The sequence below is a fragment of the Paenibacillus tarimensis genome (assembly GCF_021532315.1).
Classification (GTDB): Bacteria; Bacillota; Bacilli; order Paenibacillales; family Paenibacillaceae; genus Paenibacillus_I; species Paenibacillus_I tarimensis.
Genome location: NZ_JAKGAO010000012.1, coordinates 242815 through 258303 on the forward strand (window position 1 = coordinate 242815; position 15489 = coordinate 258303).

At 54.8% G+C, this 15489-nt stretch carries 16 protein-coding genes and 1 riboswitch; all 16 genes read right to left on the bottom strand.

What is annotated here, in order from left to right:
• Positions 1-23 precede the first annotated feature (23 nt).
• The 16 genes from L1N82_RS14335 to L1N82_RS14410 all read right to left on the bottom strand — a co-directional run bounded on the left by L1N82_RS14335 (position 24) and on the right by L1N82_RS14410 (position 15469).
• Positions 24-1136: a sensor histidine kinase gene (locus L1N82_RS14335; protein WP_235288120.1), complete on the bottom strand. Its 1113-nt coding sequence runs from the start codon at positions 1134-1136 to the stop codon at positions 24-26.
• Positions 1126-1827 carry a response regulator transcription factor gene (locus L1N82_RS14340; protein WP_235288121.1) on the bottom strand — a complete coding sequence of 234 codons (702 nt, stop codon included), beginning with the start codon at positions 1825-1827 and terminating at the stop codon, positions 1126-1128. The genes L1N82_RS14335 and L1N82_RS14340 overlap by 11 nt, the downstream gene beginning before the upstream one ends.
• A gap of 360 nt (positions 1828-2187) precedes the next feature.
• The gene (locus L1N82_RS14345) at positions 2188-3798 is read right to left on the bottom strand and encodes a diguanylate cyclase (RefSeq protein WP_235288122.1); all 1611 of its coding nucleotides are present in this window, start codon (positions 3796-3798) and stop codon (positions 2188-2190) included.
• 72 nt (positions 3799-3870) lie between these two features.
• Entirely contained in the window at positions 3871-4578 is a 708-nt protein-coding gene (locus tag L1N82_RS14350) for an adenosylcobinamide amidohydrolase (protein WP_235288123.1), read from the bottom strand.
• A complete protein-coding gene (locus L1N82_RS14355; protein ID WP_235288229.1) occupies positions 4578-6176 on the bottom strand; it encodes a cobyric acid synthase in 1599 nt (532 codons plus the stop codon). Before L1N82_RS14355 ends, L1N82_RS14350 begins: the two co-directional genes overlap by 1 nt.
• 25 nt (positions 6177-6201) lie before the next feature.
• Positions 6202-7314, bottom strand: a complete 1113-nt coding sequence (gene cobD, locus L1N82_RS14360) for a threonine-phosphate decarboxylase CobD (RefSeq protein ID WP_235288124.1) — start codon at positions 7312-7314, stop codon at positions 6202-6204.
• 29 nt (positions 7315-7343) lie between these two features.
• Entirely contained in the window at positions 7344-8210 is an 867-nt protein-coding gene (gene cobS / locus L1N82_RS14365) for an adenosylcobinamide-GDP ribazoletransferase (protein WP_235288125.1), read from the bottom strand.
• Positions 8198-9181: an adenosylcobinamide-phosphate synthase CbiB gene (gene cbiB / locus L1N82_RS14370; RefSeq protein WP_235288126.1), complete on the bottom strand. Its 984-nt coding sequence runs from the start codon at positions 9179-9181 to the stop codon at positions 8198-8200. The genes cobS and cbiB overlap by 13 nt, the downstream gene beginning before the upstream one ends.
• Positions 9182-9184: 3 nt before the next feature.
• Complete coding sequence (cobU, locus tag L1N82_RS14375; protein ID WP_235288127.1) at positions 9185-9781, bottom strand: bifunctional adenosylcobinamide kinase/adenosylcobinamide-phosphate guanylyltransferase; 597 nt, start codon at positions 9779-9781, stop codon at positions 9185-9187.
• A gap of 12 nt (positions 9782-9793) precedes the next feature.
• The gene (gene cobT / locus L1N82_RS14380; RefSeq protein WP_235288128.1) at positions 9794-10852 is read right to left on the bottom strand and encodes a nicotinate-nucleotide--dimethylbenzimidazole phosphoribosyltransferase; all 1059 of its coding nucleotides are present in this window, start codon (positions 10850-10852) and stop codon (positions 9794-9796) included.
• Between the two features lie 22 nt (positions 10853-10874).
• Entirely contained in the window at positions 10875-11660 is a 786-nt protein-coding gene (locus L1N82_RS14385; RefSeq protein ID WP_235288129.1) for a heme ABC transporter ATP-binding protein, read from the bottom strand.
• Positions 11657-12697, bottom strand: coding sequence for a FecCD family ABC transporter permease (locus L1N82_RS14390; RefSeq protein WP_235288130.1), 1041 nt, complete (start codon positions 12695-12697; stop codon positions 11657-11659). The genes L1N82_RS14385 and L1N82_RS14390 overlap by 4 nt, the downstream gene beginning before the upstream one ends.
• Before the next feature lie 12 nt (positions 12698-12709).
• Positions 12710-13744 carry an ABC transporter substrate-binding protein gene (locus tag L1N82_RS14395; protein WP_235288131.1) on the bottom strand — a complete coding sequence of 345 codons (1035 nt, stop codon included), beginning with the start codon at positions 13742-13744 and terminating at the stop codon, positions 12710-12712.
• Positions 13745-13932: 188 nt separating this feature from the next.
• Positions 13933-14149, bottom strand: a riboswitch (cobalamin riboswitch).
• A gap of 103 nt (positions 14150-14252) precedes the next feature.
• A complete protein-coding gene (locus tag L1N82_RS14400; protein ID WP_235288132.1) occupies positions 14253-14564 on the bottom strand; it encodes a rhodanese-like domain-containing protein in 312 nt (103 codons plus the stop codon).
• A 1-nt stretch (position 14565) separates the two neighbouring features.
• A complete protein-coding gene (locus tag L1N82_RS14405) occupies positions 14566-14946 on the bottom strand; it encodes a DnaJ family domain-containing protein (protein WP_235288133.1) in 381 nt (126 codons plus the stop codon).
• Positions 14947-15157: 211 nt separating this feature from the next.
• Complete coding sequence (locus L1N82_RS14410) at positions 15158-15469, bottom strand: YbjQ family protein (protein ID WP_235288134.1); 312 nt, start codon at positions 15467-15469, stop codon at positions 15158-15160.
• Between the last annotated feature and the right edge of the window lie 20 nt (positions 15470-15489).

Here is a 15489-nt window from a genome sequence, read left to right on the forward strand (position 1 = left end):
TTCGGCGTAAGAGCGAGAAGCATCTAATGGTCTTGCTCCTGATTCTCGTTATACAGCGGAAGACGGACCTCGAACACCGTTTGGGCACTATCACTGCTCGCTCTGATTGTTCCGCCATGACGCTCGACGATGCTCTTGGCAATAGCAAGCCCAAGTCCCGAGCCGCCGGTATGCTCCGCGCGGGACTTATCCACCCGGTAAAACCGGTCAAAGATGTGGGGAAGATCCACACTTGGGATGGGATCGCCATAATTGATTACTTCAACGACCGCTTCCTGCAGCACGGTGCGGATCTCCACTTCGACACGCCCGCCGTCTTTCCCGTATGTCACCGCGTTATGAAGCAGGTTCTCAAAGACCCGCACCAGCTTGTCAGGGTCCCCGAACACATAGACATGCTGGGCACCAGCACGCAAATTGCCCTTTACGCCCGCTTCATCCAGCGTAACCCGAAAATGAACCAGCAGCTGGCCCAGCATTTCAACCAGATTGAACCGCAGCCGCCGCAGCGGCACACTGTCATGACGCATACGCGTATATTCAAACAGGTCTTGGATCAGCACATTCATTCTCCGCGCCTTGTCGTGTGCAATCTGGATATAATAACGGAGCTCCACTTCATCGCGGTATCGATCCTGCTCTACCAGACCTAAGTACCCGAGAATAGAGGTGAGCGGCGTCCTGAGGTCATGGGAAACATTCGTTATCAGCTCGTTCTTGGTCTGCTCTGCCTTGCGCTCTTCATCAAGAGATTTGCGAAGCTGGGTGACCAGCCTGTTAGTATAAAAAGCAAGGTCGCCCAGCGGATTGTTCTGCTTAACCGGAACCTTATGATCGAAGTTTCCTTCGGCAATATGCATGACCGAGCCATTGATCTCGTTTACATACCGGTACCATCTCCACTGGAATAAGCACAGATACATCACGAAGAAGAACGCACAGCTGGCCAGGATCACGAAGCCTTCACCAAAGGTGCGCAGCACCTCCAGCGCGAACGAACGGGCAAAATATATATCGCGCGTTACCCGTTCACCCAGGATCTGCATTGAGTAGACCGTAACAACCGACAAAATTACACTCAGGATAAGCTGACCGATGAAGCGCAGCATCATGCCGTTCGTTTTGTTAGCCTTCAATTTTATAACCAACTCCCCATACGGTTACGATCAGCTTATCCCCTGTCTCCTGCTCGAGCTTGTCCCGCAGCTTGCTGATATGGACCATGACCGTGTTGTTGGATTCGAAGTACTTTTCTTTCCACACCTGCTGGAAAATATCCTCTGCGCTGAATACTCTGCCCGGAGATGAAGCCAGCAAATGCAGGATGCCAAATTCTGTAGATGTCAAATGCAGCGCCCGGCCGTCGGCATGGACAGAATGTGTGGTCTTGTCAATCCGCAGCGGACCCAGTCGTACAATGCCCGTCTCTTCCTTCTCCACAGGCCCCGCCGCACTATACTGGAACGAACGTCTTAGGAGCGACTTTACGCGCGCAACCAGCTCTAGAGGGTTGAACGGCTTTACCATATAATCATCCGCCCCGGTCATCAGACCGAGTATTTTGTCCATATCCTCCGCTTTGGCGCTTAACATCAGGATTGGAATGCTTGCTTCACGTCTGAGCCTTCTGCACACTTCAAGACCGTCGATATGCGGCATCATAATATCAAGCACTACCAGATCGGCAGGCTGCCGCTCGAACACCTCCAAAGCCTGCTGTCCATCATGCGCCAGCTCGGTCATATAACCTTCATTTCGCAGATATATATCAATCAGCTCTGCAATTTCCCGATCGTCGTCTACGATTAATATCCGGCGGTTCAACATCCTTCAGCTCTCCTTATCCACACAAAAATACGGCTTTATTCCCACTATACACGAGATGCTCAGCCGTTGTCCCGATCGTGATCGCTTTATAAGAATGTTTAAGGCTTGCTTAAGGTTTTCTTAACGTTACTGGAATAATTTTGTATCGCCAGCGGATGAAAATGGGAATGGGTATCGAGCAGTTCAGTCTCATCGGCAGACGGCATATCGAAGTCCACCCACACCCAATCAAAATTATGCTCATGCAGTTCTTCAAGACGCTCAAAAAGGGCTGGCTCCCGGCCAGCTTGGAATCCGGGCTATTCTCAGCACATAATCCCTCCTAATCTGTTTCAATATGTCATCATGCTGTCAATCCCACTAGCCTGCCAGTCGGATAATCCGAGATTTCAGCTCCTCCAGACTAAACGGCTTTGTCATATAATCATCCGCTCCCAGATCAAGCGCTCTCTCGATATCCTCTTCGCTGCCTCTTGCGGTCAGCATGATCACCAGATAACGGGATGGTTCCGCTATTCTGCGGATTCGTTCCAATACTTCGAGCCCGTCCATTCCCTGCAGCATGCCATCGAGCACAATTAAGTAGGAATCGCCGCCTGTGTGCCATTCATCCTCGAAGAACGATTCTCCACCCCTATAAGTCCGAATGTCGGCATTCACCAACTGGCCCAGCAGACCCTTCAGACTCTCCGCCAGCATGGTCCGCACAATCGGGTCATCATCAATGACCGCTACACGGAGCACACATCCCTGCATCTCCAGACTGTTCGAATCCGCCATTACAGAGCGGTTCCGGCCCTTCCTCTTGGCTATGTACAGCGCCTGGTCAGCCCAGGACAGCCAGTCCTTCATCTCCGTGTGCTCGCCGAAGTATTCCACCACACCAGCGGAGAATGTGACCGGGAAACGCTCCGAATTCGAGGTGAAGACCAGCCGTTCAAAGCCCTTGCGCAGCCGCTCGACGATCTGCATCGCTTCGGTGCCCCCCGTCTGGTCCAGAAGCAGCACAAACTCTTCGCCCCCATAACGCGTAAAGACATCCGTGGGACGCATGTTGGCCTTCATATATTCAGCAAACTGGGACAAAACATAATCGCCCATCAAATGTCCGTGGGCATCGTTGATCTGTTTGAAGTGATCCAGGTCGAGCACGGCAAGCGAGAAATGCTTCTTGCTGCGTTCGTACTCGAGCTGAAGCTTCGCATAATGGTCGGACAGATATTTCCGGTTATAGGCCCCTGTCAGCTCATCTATAAAGAGCGACTGATTGATCCAGCGCTTTTTCTCGAACTTCCGCTGAAGCTTAATAATTAGTTCTTCCAAATCAAGCGGTTTATGTAGAAAATCATCAGCACCCATCCGGAAGGCATTCAGCCGTGTCTCCCTGTCGTTGTCCACACTGACCATGATCGTTGACGCGAGCTGCTTTCGGATAATATCCTGAATCGATTCCATTACCCGCAACCCGTTCGTCTCAGGCAGGAAGTAATCAATAATAAAGCAATCAGGATTCAAGTTATGAAAATAGGATATTGCTTTATCAGGGCTGCGGGTAGCCACCACGACCCAGCCGCACTGCTCGAGCTTCTCCTTCAAATACATAAGAAATGTTATATCATCGTCCAAAATTAGAACGAGTGGCTTGTCCTTATCAATTACGGCAGGCGATAAATCATCACCGTCCATACGCAGCTCTTCATTATCATGATAGTTGTATACAATCTTTATAATGTCTACCAGGAAGGTCCGCAGTTCAGCGGGCATCCAACATTTTTCGTTGTTATCCTTCTGCTTCTCCATCAGCTGCTCGGCTGCTTCCTGTAGATCAACCAGTCCAATCGTTCCCGCCGTTCCTATGACCGTGTGCAGCAGCCTATGGACTTCAGCATCCGGTACGGACTCTGATTCCTCCAGCCATATCTCAAGCTGGCGGACAAGATCTGTGATTAGCATATCCCGGTATTTATTCATGAACAATTGCTACCCCTTAGATGTATCTTAGATGTAAGTTAGATGTATGTTTGATGCCTTTTTCGATGCCCTTTATTTATCGGCAGACGAAGCGGATTCTTTGACAGTCAGATACACGAGCCTGCCGGCCGCATGCCCGACTGCCGCCGCAGTCCCGCCATAGACATGCTCCAAGCCGTATGTCCGGCTCTGGGTGGCAGCCACGACAAGCGCATCGGTCGTTGTGCCTGTTGCCAGCTTGCCCGCTGATTCCGCATCCTGGACACCCAGATCCCACAATGCCGAGGATTTGGCTTCAGTAGCCGTACACATAAGGTTCAGCATGGCGGCAGGCGAGAATAGGCCATCCAAAAAAATCATCGTATTAATCGTACCGGGGCGGTAGGATGGAAAGACGGTGCGGGGAATCCCTGCTTTAGCTGCGTTGCCCAGTCCGGCAGTTGTGCATACAACCATCCTGAAGCCATCCCCCCTGGCTTCTTGAACCGATGCCCGGGTCAAGTCCGCAGCAGTCAGGAGCCCGATTGTACGGGAAGCATCCACTCCCTGCGCGTTTAGATAATGCCGCAAATCCGTTACAGGGTCCGAGCAGTCAAAGTCAAGCGCTACCCGGCGGTTAACAAACGTATCCGCTTGATAGAAACCGCCGTTAAGAATGGCACTGCTGGCGCAATCAAGCCTCCCGGCTCCGCTCACACTAATGGCGTCTTCCTTGAGCGTGAATGTAAGGTCAGGCCAGCAATCTGCATGATATAAGCGTCCGGAGCGAAAGGGCTGCATTATAATTTCCTCCCAAGTCCCGTAATGTTATAAATAACTTCCATGTCCAGATGCCGCCTCACATGGTCTGCCAAACGGTCGAACGCGGCTTCACGCCGCTCTCTGAACCGCAGCAGCGGCTTAAGCGGCCCCAGCCCCCTTGCTGCCCGCACTTCGTTCAGCCAAGCTCGGCGAAAATCGTCATTGTGCAGGACACCATGGATGAAGGTACCCCAGACTCTGCCGTCCCCGCTAGCCGCCCCTTCAGCATAAGCGGATTCATATTGCGACTGCCCGCTCATTGCCCGTAGCGGTTCTTCCTCTCGTGCAAGTATGAAGGGCCGGGCGTAATCCCCTTCACTCCGCACTTCACCCATATGAATCTCATATCCCGCAATAGAATGCTTTTCCTGCCAGCCCGGCAGCTGAGCCTCACCCTTCACCCTGACCGTTCTCTTGTCAGCGGCGAATACTACCGAGAACGGAAACCATCCCAATGCGGCCGTCTCTTCCTTATCCGATTCCACCTTCATAGGATCAAGTAGGCGGCTGCCCATCATCTCGTATCCCCCGCAGATTCCGGCCACCAAGCCTCCGGCACTAGCGTATTCAACAAGCCTTTGAGCCAGACCGCACTCCTGTAGAAATAGCCAGTCCTCTACCGTATTCTTGCTTCCGGGTATAATCACAGCGTCCGGCTGTCCAAAATCACACGTCTCTGTCACATACCGAATCCGCACATCCGGTTCATAATACAGCGGATCTATATCGGTAAAATTCGAGATGCGCGGCAGACGAAGAACAGCAATATCAAGCTTCTCAAGTGAATCGCAGCCCGCTTGCCCTGCAAACTCCCCTGCGCTTGGCCTGCTGCCGCTGCCGCCGAATCCGTCTCTGGCCAGCCGGCTGTCGAGCGAAAGCGAGTCCTCATCCTCCAGGCCAAGCGCTTCAAGGTAGGGAATGACACCAAGCACCGGCTTACCGGTCTTCTTTTCCAGAAAATCCAGCCCCGGCTGCAGAAGAGAAACATCCCCCCGGAATTTATTAATGACAAACCCGGCAACCCGTTCCCGCTCATGCGGTTCCAGGAGCTCCATAGTGCCGACAATTGATGCGAACACCCCTCCTCTGTCAATGTCTGCGACTAACAGTACGGGTGCTTCCGCCCAAGCTGCCATTCTCATGTTCACGATTTCCCGGTCCTTCAGGTTAATTTCTACAGGGCTTCCGGCTCCCTCCAGAACAACCACTTCATATTCATTCCTTAATCTCCCGACAGCGTCCTGCACAATCTTCCCAGCCTCAGCGAGATACTCTTCCCTGTAAGCCCTTGCATCATAATCCCGCAGCGGTTTTCCATGCACCACAACCTGTGAAGTCATGTTCCCTTTCGGCTTCAGCAGAATCGGGTTCATATCCGTCGTAGCCGCTATCCCGCATGCGTCAGCCTGCATGCCCTGTGCCCGGCCGATTTCCTTCCCGTCCCACGTGACGTAAGAATTAAGCGACATGTTCTGGGATTTGAAGGGGGCCGTTCTATAACCATCCTGGGTAAATATCCGGCAGAGCGCAGTGGTCAGCAGACTTTTTCCGGCATCTGACGTCGTTCCCTGTACCATCAGCGTAACGGCCTTGTGACCTCTTTCATTTGGCTTCAACCGCTCCACCCCCTTCATCTGTGCCGGTAGTTAAACATGCCCGCAGTTCAGCCAGCAGGCGGTCATTGTCCCCTCGAAGCTTGACGGCTACCCGGCAGTGAAACGGGCTAAGCCCTGCAAATAATGAAGCGTCCCTGATTAATACCCCTCTCCGGCCCAATGCCCTCTGCAGGTCACCTGCCGTGAGCCCTGATTCAGGAGGTAGTGAGAATAAGATATAGTTCGCTTCACCAGGATATACCCGCAGCCCCAGCCTGCCTAGCTGCTCCGACAGATAAGGACGTTCAATAGTCAGCCATTCCAAAGTTTCCTCGGCAAAACGGCTGTCCTCCAGAGCCGCCTCCCCAATCGCTTGCGCCAGGGAATTGACACTCCAAGGCACCTGAAGGTGGCGCATCTCCTTTATCGTATCAGGGTGAGCGATAGCATAGCCCAGTCTGATACCCGGGACCGCGTAAAACTTCGTCATCGAGCGAAGTACGGTCAAGCGCTCATGACCCTCCGCTTCCTGAATCAGGCTCGCGGCTTCTCCGTCAGGCATAAAGTCCATGAACGCTTCATCGAGTACAACCGTATGTCCGTCATCCAGCAGTTGCCGGATTATCGAAGGTTCTACCCGGCGTCCGGTCGGATTGTTCGGTGAGCCGAATATCCACAGAGAGGGTCTGCCTTCCACTGAGGCAGCCGCTCTCTCATTAAAGGCGAATTCCTCCTCCTCCAGCAGCGGTACATCCCACACTTGCCCGCCGACCTTATGAACGGCGTCTGAATATTCTGTGAAGCTTGGCGCCGGGACAGCAGCAGCCCTCGGACGCTTTACTCTTATAATAAGGTCGATCAGCTCCGCCGCCCCATTACCGACCAGCACACTCTCCTCCTGCACGCCGTGCAGCCTGGCAATCTTCGCAGTCAGCCTCCTTGAAGCAGGATCCGGATAAGCAGTTATGACCCGCCCGTAATCCTGTATAACAGAGAGAACCGCCTGCGGCGGTCCAAGCGGGTTCATATTAGAGCTGAAATCAACAAAATCAGCGGCACTTCCGCCAAACGCTTCCTGTGCGGTTAACAGATCACCGCCGTGTCCAAACCTCTCAAGCATTCTCATCCTCCTCAAGTTGATTGATATTGTCACGCTGGAGACAGCGATATCACGGCAGCCAGCAGCAGGCCGGCCTCGACCCACTCATTCTGGGCGCCGTAGGTATCACCGGTCTGCCCGCCAAGCTTACGGGCCAGCCACCAGGCCAGGGGCAGTCCGAATAACACGGCAAGCAGCGGCCACTGCAGCACGCCAATCCAAACGGATAGCGCCAAATCATGATCTGATGTACCCGTGCTAATCTCTGTAATCCAGCCGTAAACGCCTGGGAGATGCGTTCTACCGGCCATATAAATAATTGCAGCTGTCACAACAATACCGGTCACAGCCGAAGCTGCCGCATGCCTGATGCCAACCTCCTGGTACAGCTGGCCGAGACCTTCAGTACGCGCATGAGGCCAACCGGCAATTGAAACGGTCATCCACCACCGGCTCCACACTGGCACACATGCGATAACGACAGCAGCCGCCAGGCTTCTTCCATCCTCCAGCAGCGCAGCAATCGCTGCAAATTTGAACAGCAGCAGCAGGACGGCGGCAATGACGCCCATCGCCCCAACCCGGCTGTCCTTCATAATTTCAAGCATTCTCTCCCTCGAACGATGGCTGAGCACGCCATCCGCCGTATCCATCCAGCCATCCATATGCAGACCGCCGGTAAGCATGGTCCACAACCCGACAATTAAGACAGCAGCCGGCAGTACAGGAAGCCACTCCGCGAGCAGCCATACTGCGCCGCCGGTAGCAAGGCCGATTAAAGCCCCGCTCACCGGGAAGAACAGCGTGCTCCACGCCGCCGTTCTCTGGTCGAATGGCACGCCCACCGGCACCGGGAAACGGGTTAAGAACTGCACAGCCATTACAAGGCCCTGCAGTGCGCTTTTTACTGCAGCCATAACCATATCACTGCTCCTCCCGTGAACCAGATAACGCTTACTATGTATAACAGCCTGCAGGCCGCCAATATGTCTTCCCGGTGCAAAGGCCGGATCGGCCAGCCCATCCTGGCACGCTCGCTTGGCTGCCCGAAATACCGGTTGATTCCTCCCAGCTCTATCCCCAGCGCACCGGCTACGGCCGATTCGGGAATACCGCTGTTCGGGCTCGGATGCAGCCGGGCAAACTGCCGGATAGACCGGAATGCTCGAGACGCTGACATCCCCCGGCATACCGCGGCCGAAATAACCAGCAGTAAACCGGTGAGACGGGCCGGGATGAAATTCAGCCAATCATCAAGGCGTGCCGAAAACCAGCCGAAATCTATGTATCTGGTATTCTTATATCCAACCATTGAATCCAGCGTATTAGCCGATCGGTACAGCATAGCTAGCGGTGCTCCGCCAATCAGTGCAAAAATCAAGGGAGACACGAATGCATCCACCGTATTTTCCGCCACCGTCTCCACCGCTGCTCTTGCCGTCTCCGCTTCTGTGAGATCATTAGTATCCCTTCCAACAATATAGCCTGTATACAGGCGGGCGTTCTCGATATCTCCGGCTTTAAGGGGCATGTAAACCTTCATCGCCGCATCCTTCAACCCTTTCGCGGCAATTGTCGTCGATATAAACCACACCTCTAGTACAAATCCGAGCCATTCATGAATCCAGTAGCCGGTCCATATGATACACGCCATGAGTCCGAAGGAAGCCAGGATCGTCAACAGTGCGAGCATAGTGCCGCGCAGCCGCTGGACAGCAGGCGTTCCGCCATGCTCCGGGGAACGGTATAACCATTCCTCCAAACGGGATATCCATCTTCCGATCAAAATGACCGGATGCATCGGCCACCTAGGGTCGCCTACAACCCAGTCCACTACAATCGCACAGCTGATCAGAAGAGCTATATCAGGCAAAGAATGTACCAGCATGCCCTACAGCTCCTCCCATCGAAACGCCAGCGCCTTCAGGTCAACCGGAATCCCTGCCGTAACCAGGAAAACCCGTTCACTAAGCTCTGCTATTCTCCTGTTCAGTCGCCCCGCATGGTCCCGGAACCGCCGGCCAAGCGGGTAATCCGGCACTATTCCGCTGCCAACCTCGTTCGTCACCAGAATAAGCGGACACTGGACAGCTGCTGCAGCGTCAGCCAGCTCCTCCACCTTGGCATACAGCCTTTCATCTCTTTCGCGGCGCGACAATTCCTCATCAGCTTCCTCAAAGAGAAGCATCTGGTTTGTCAACCATAATGTCAGACAATCCACGAGGATGACCGGCGCTTCTCCTTCCGCGGCGAGACTATCATTCAGCTGGAGCAGCAAATCCGCAAGACGCAGCGGCTCCTCAACTGTCTCCCAAGAGAATCCAGATTCCGTCCGCGCAGCACGATGCAGCGCAACTCGCTCTTCCATCTCGCCATCATAAGGCTGAGAAGTCGCTACATAGATTCCCCGGCTGCCGAGCCTGGACGCCAGCTCCTCGGCGAAGCCGCTCTTTCCGCTGCGCGCGCCGCCAGTTACAAGATAGGCCATTGTTTCAACCCCCTATCCTTTCGCCACACCGGCGCTCTCGAAGGTTGCCATCTCGGACTGGAGACGCACAGCGGCCTCTATCAGATGGAAGGCCAGAACGGCGCCGGTCCCTTCACCAAGCCGCATATCCAGCCTTAGCACCGGTGTCAAACCAATCTCGTCCAGCAGCTTACTGTGACCCCGTTCATGAGACTGGTGGGAGCCGATCATATAAGACACCGACGCAGGGCAGAGCCGAGCGGCGGCAAGTGCAGCCGCCGAGGAGATAAACCCGTCGATAACAATCGGCCTGCGCTCAGCCGCCGCACCGAGAATCAGTCCCGTCAAGCCTGCGATTTCAAGTCCGCCAACCTTCGCAAGCACGTCAATCGGATCTGCAGCGTCCGGCTCATTAAGCTTAACGGACCGGGCGATCACTTCGATTTTGTGGCCCAGCCGCTCATCATTGATGCCTGTTCCCCGACCGGCAGCATCCTCTACTGGGACACCCGCAAGTACTGAATAAACTGCGGCACTGGCAGTCGTGTTGCCAATCCCCATTTCTCCCGTTGCCAGCAGTTCCACCCCCCTGCGGGCAAGCTCTTCCGCGATGATGACACCGGTCAGGATTGCCTCCACCGCTTCTTCCCGGCGCATGGCAGGACCCTTAGCCATGTTCGCTGTGCCTCTCCTGACATTGCGCTGCAGCAGTCCGGGATGCTTCAGCGGTGAGGCCATACCAATATCCACGCAAATTACTTCTGCGCCTGCCTGCCGGGCAAGAACGTTAACCGCAGCTCCCCCGGAGAGGAAGTTGGCCACCATTTGTGATGTCACCTCCTGAGGAAAAGCGCTGACCCCCTCCTCACACACCCCATGATCGCCAGCCATTACCACAACAGCCTTGCGTTCAACGGGCGGTATGGCTTGTCCTGTGATGCCAGCAAGCTGCTTAACGACTTCTTCGAGCTTACCCAGGCTCCCCGGCGGCTTCGTCAAGCTGTCGAGACGCTGGGCGGCAGCTGACACCGCTGCTTCATCAAGCCCTCCGATACGGTTGATAATGGCCTGCAGTTCCTGTTCTCTTCCCATCCTCCGCACTCTCCCTATATGATCATTCTGGTTCCTTACCCCGCCGCAGCAGCACCTGCGGGACACCATGCTCCGGGTGCGTCAACACAATCGGGTCCGCACCGTATACGCTGCGGATCATCTCCTCTGTCAACACTTCTGCCAGAGTACCCGCTGCAGCAATTCTGCCGTCTTGGAGAACGAGCAGCTCATCGCAGTATTGAGCAGCCAGATTCAGATCATGAAGGACCGCCACTACTGTCAGCCCTTCTGTCCGCTGCCAGCTGCGAACCGTATCCAGCAGCTGCACCTGATAGCCGATATCCAGGTAGGTCGTCGGCTCATCGAGCAGGATCAGTTGCGGCTGCTGCACGATGACCTTAGCCAGTGCCGCCCTCTGTCTCTCGCCTCCGCTGAGCTGGTGTAAACGGCGGTTCCCCATGGCGTGCAGGCCCACAAGCTGCAATGCCCTGTCCACCAGCTCTTCCGCATCCTTCTCCTCTTGACCCAGCCAATTCTGGAACGGATAACGGCCCATAGCCACAATCTCACGCACGGTAAAAGCTGCCTTCGGCAGCGCTTCCTGCTGCAGCACAGCAAGCCAGCGGGCCAGCTCCTTCCGTCCGTATTCTTCAATCGGCCTGCCGCGCAGCCGGATACGTCCTGACTGGTACGGCTCTACCCCCGACAAAAGGCTGAGCAGCGTAGATTTACCTGCGCCATTGGGGCCGATAATGCCATACATCCTGTTCTCTCTCCATGTAAAAGAGATGTCTTGCAGAATATCTCTGCTGCCAATACGCTTATGTACCTGCTCCACTTCTATCATGCGCTGCCCTCCTTAAGCCCGGCCTTCCGCCGCTTGAGCAGATACGCAAAGAAAGGTGCTCCTACAAGAGCGGTAAGCACGCCAAGCGGTATTTCCTTGGGACTGAGCGCCATGCGGGCAAGCGTGTCTGCCCACAGTACATAGATGCCGCCAACCAGGGCAGACAGCGGCACGATCAGCCTGTAGTCCGGGCCTGCTATAAGACGAACCAAATGCGGTACAACCAGACCGACAAAGCCGATGACGCCAGTCACAGATACGGCTGCCGCGGTTAACAGCGTGCTGAAGAGGAGTACAATCAGCTTGGTACGCTCAACACGCACCCCCAAATGTGCGGCCTGCCGCTCGCCCAAAACCATCAAATTCATCGCTTGGGCAAATGCGGCGATTGCCGGCAGCCCCAGCAGGGCAAACGGGATCATGAGCAGCACATGCTCCCAGCCCCGCTTGGCAAGACTGCCCATCAGCCAGTATAGAATTTCATTCACAACGCTGTTCGACATGGAAATCATCAGCGATACGAATGAGCCAAGAAAAGCCTGTATAATAACACCGGATAAGATCAGCGTTTCAAGCTCCACCCGTCCTTCGGTTCGCCCCAGCCAAAATACAGCAAGCAGCGTCGCAAGTCCGGTCGCGAATGCAACGGCCGGAACCGTCCACATGCCCAGCACTGCCTGGAAGCCCATAAGAATGATGAATGCGGCACCAACGGAGCTGCCCGAAGCGACACCGAGCGTGTAGGGATCAGCCAGCGGATTCCGCAGCACACCCTGAAACCCCGCGCCGGCAAGCCCAAGACAGGCGCCTACTAATACAGCCAGAATAACCCGGGACAGTCTGACCTGGAGGACGACGGCCTCTTCCAGCCTGGTCCATTCAGGCGGGGAATCTGCGTTCCAGGCGAGCTGATGAAGAAGAATCGCCCACACTTTGCCAACCGAAAGCCCCGCCGAGCCAAATGACAGCGTTACAACAACAGATACAGCAAGGAGAAGCATTGCTGCTCCTCCATAGGCTGTTATTTTCAGTTTCATGATGTATGTCTGTTAGAAGCGGTCCGGATGTATCGCCTTCGCGACTTCAAGCAGGCCGTCTGTCAGACGCGGGCCAACCCGGACAAGCGGATCATTGGAAACTGCATGGACCTCGCCGTTATTGACCGCTGCAATTTCATTCCAGCCCGGACGGCTGTTGATGGCGTCAATGATTGTGGTGTCCTCGCCCATATCGGGGTAGATAATGACATCGGGGTTCGCCTGCAGAATCTGCTCGGCATCCATCGCGAACCAGCCCTCTTGGTCTCCGGCTACGTTCTTGCCGCCTGCCAGTGTCACCACTTCGTCAAGGAACTCGCCCTTGCCGACTGTCCAGCCCGGTGAGAATTCCAGATACACCTTCTTGACCGATGCTCCTTTTACAGCTTCCAGCACAGTCTGCAGTTCAGTTCTCATTTCCTCCGCGACTTCCTGTGCCTCCTGCTGGCGATTCACGATGACGCCAATCTGCTCAATGTGTGCAATCGTCTCTTCGATTGTCTTGGGCTCAGATGCAAACACCGTTACTCCCATCTTGCGGAGAGCTTCAACAGCCGATCCATTCATGCTGCCGTTCGCGATGACAAGATCCGGGTTAAGTCCGGCCACTGCCTCGATGTTTGTGTCCATACCGCCGACTCTCGGCTTGTCTGCTACTTCCTTGGGATAATTGCTGTTGTCGTCAACGCCCGCTACCTGCTCGGATGCGCCAATCGCATACAGAATTTCCGTTTCGCTCGGAACCAGCGACACAACCCGCTCAGGCTCCTGTGCGATTACAACTTCGGTGCCTGTAGAATCAGTCAGAGTAAGCGGATAGGCTGTCTCACCCGCCGGCTCGGCTTCCGGTTCAACCGGCGCTTCATTCACTGCTCCCGCATTTCTTTCTGGCTGGTTCTGCTGGCTTGCTTCCGTATTGGTCTGTTCCCCGTTCCCCGTCTTATCGCCGCTTCCGCAGGCGGCAAGCAGGGCCAGCGTCAGTACGAGCACGGCCGTAAGGAGTACCTGGATATAGCGGGGGCGGGATTTGGTGTTCTGTTCGTTCATGATGTATCATCCTCCTGTAGTAAATAAGTGATAAAAAAAGAAAGAACATTCCCGACGGGAGTGTCGGAAATGTTCGTTGTCTCAACTGCCGGGCAACTGGCAGATCGTCTACGTATCCGGTTGTCCAGGCAGGACGGATTCGCAAGGCATGAGTCAATCTCCAACACTTCCCTAGATCCGCGTAGGTAGCGTTAATCCGGGTTCAGGCAGGTGTCTGACTAGAGCCTACAAGCGGCCGTCCGGTGTGCCGGTGACAATCGGCGCTTGTCCCTCGTATGCTCACAAGGCATACGCAGGCAGCTCGTTACAGTGGCGGGACCGTGCCGGAATTTCACCGGACTTCCCTATTAAGCCGCCTTCCCGCCTGGCAGGCAAGAAGTCGGCACCTGTTCCCCAATCGATGAAGTTGTTTCTGCAATCGTTACTATAGCATTGAACGGCGTTTACTGTCTACAACCTGCACAAATCGTCAAACGAATAACATATCTCGTCCAGCTATCTGGCTCGATTACTCGCCTGATACGGTCGCTCCCATCCAGCTCAGCATGCCGCCAGTGACGTTGATCACTGGTATACCCTGGGCGTGCAGATAATCACATACCTTGCCGCTTCTGCCGCCGCTGCGGCAGATCAGAATGACCGGCTCTTCATCCGCTTTCAGCTCGTCCACGCGGTCGGCAAGCTCAGACATTGGTATCAGTCTCGCCTCAGCAATATGACCCTCCTGCCATTCATCCCGCTCCCGCACATCCACAAGATTAAGCTTCTCCCCCTTGGCCAGACGCTCAGCCAGTTCAGTCGTTGTGATTTCCGGATACATATTAGCTCTCTCCTTCCAATTGTCGCTTCACTTGTTCCTTATACTGATCGAACACGCCGCTGTCCGTGAAGCCGCGCTGTTCCATCAGCAGTCTGTAACGGAGCTGCTTCTCCGTCAGCTGTCTGCGCAGATCTTCCTTCCCGGCTTCGCTGGTGCCCATTCGAATCATATCCTGCAGCGTGACGAATTCCTTGGCCAGCTGTACCTCTTCCGGCACCACGCCGGCATTTTTAAGCATGATGTAGCCTGCCCTGAGCTCTTCAGGCACATGGGACAAATCGTCCAGCTTCAGCGGCTTGCCCTCTCCTGGGAGATTCTTAAGCTCGCCCCGTTCGATCGCTTCCCGAATTTTCTCTTCTGCCATCCTGCGCATATAGTCCATGCTGACACCCTCCTGGCTGTGCACCCGGTGCAGGTTTTGTCACTAGCATTGTATCGTTCCGGGATATGGAAGTCCAGTAGTCCTGCAGCAGAATAGACACTCCGATAGAGAGAACGGGTAACACCTTAGCATATTACCGGTCAGAGCCTTCGGGCAAAAAGAAGGCTGCCCCGATCCTATTGGACCAGAAGCAGCTCAGTATTCCTATTCCTTACACTCTGACAGCCGTTCCGCTCACCGCAACCATCAGCATGCCGTCACGGACAACCTCATAGTCAATGTCGATACCGACAATAGCGTTGGCACCCATTCGTCTTGCCTGCTCGATCATTTCCCCAATAGCCAGGTCCCTTGCTTCCTTCAGCTTGTTCTCGTAGGTGCCGGATCGCCCGCCCACCATATCGGTGATGGAAGCCATGAAGTCCCGGACAAAATTCGCCCCCATGATCGCCTCGCCATTCACGATGCCCACATAATCCGAAATCGGTCTGCCTTCAATTGTTGGTGTCGTCGTTATAATCATCCAAGTGCGCCTCCAATCCA

Coding starts and splice junctions, on each gene's coding strand:
- L1N82_RS14340 (WP_235288121.1), bottom strand. CDS start 1,827: ATGTTGAACCGCCGGATATTAATCGTAGACGACGATCGGGAAATTGCA.
- L1N82_RS14345 (WP_235288122.1), bottom strand. CDS start 3,798: ATGAATAAATACCGGGATATGCTAATCACAGATCTTGTCCGCCAGCTT.
- L1N82_RS14350 (WP_235288123.1), bottom strand. CDS start 4,578: ATGCAGCCCTTTCGCTCCGGACGCTTATATCATGCAGATTGCTGGCCT.
- L1N82_RS14355 (WP_235288229.1), bottom strand. CDS start 6,176: ATGGTACAGGGAACGACGTCAGATGCCGGAAAAAGTCTGCTGACCACT.
- cobD (WP_235288124.1), bottom strand. CDS start 7,314: ATGCTTGAGAGGTTTGGACACGGCGGTGATCTGTTAACCGCACAGGAA.
- cobS (WP_235288125.1), bottom strand. CDS start 8,210: ATGGCTGCAGTAAAAAGCGCACTGCAGGGCCTTGTAATGGCTGTGCAG.
- cbiB (WP_235288126.1), bottom strand. CDS start 9,181: ATGCTGGTACATTCTTTGCCTGATATAGCTCTTCTGATCAGCTGTGCG.
- cobU (WP_235288127.1), bottom strand. CDS start 9,781: ATGGCCTATCTTGTAACTGGCGGCGCGCGCAGCGGAAAGAGCGGCTTC.
- cobT (WP_235288128.1), bottom strand. CDS start 10,852: ATGGGAAGAGAACAGGAACTGCAGGCCATTATCAACCGTATCGGAGGG.
- L1N82_RS14385 (WP_235288129.1), bottom strand. CDS start 11,660: ATGATAGAAGTGGAGCAGGTACATAAGCGTATTGGCAGCAGAGATATT.
- L1N82_RS14390 (WP_235288130.1), bottom strand. CDS start 12,697: ATGAAACTGAAAATAACAGCCTATGGAGGAGCAGCAATGCTTCTCCTT.
- L1N82_RS14395 (WP_235288131.1), bottom strand. CDS start 13,744: ATGAACGAACAGAACACCAAATCCCGCCCCCGCTATATCCAGGTACTC.
- L1N82_RS14400 (WP_235288132.1), bottom strand. CDS start 14,564: ATGTATCCGGAAATCACAACGACTGAACTGGCTGAGCGTCTGGCCAAG.
- L1N82_RS14405 (WP_235288133.1), bottom strand. CDS start 14,946: ATGGACTATATGCGCAGGATGGCAGAAGAGAAAATTCGGGAAGCGATC.
- L1N82_RS14410 (WP_235288134.1), bottom strand. CDS start 15,469: ATGATTATAACGACGACACCAACAATTGAAGGCAGACCGATTTCGGAT.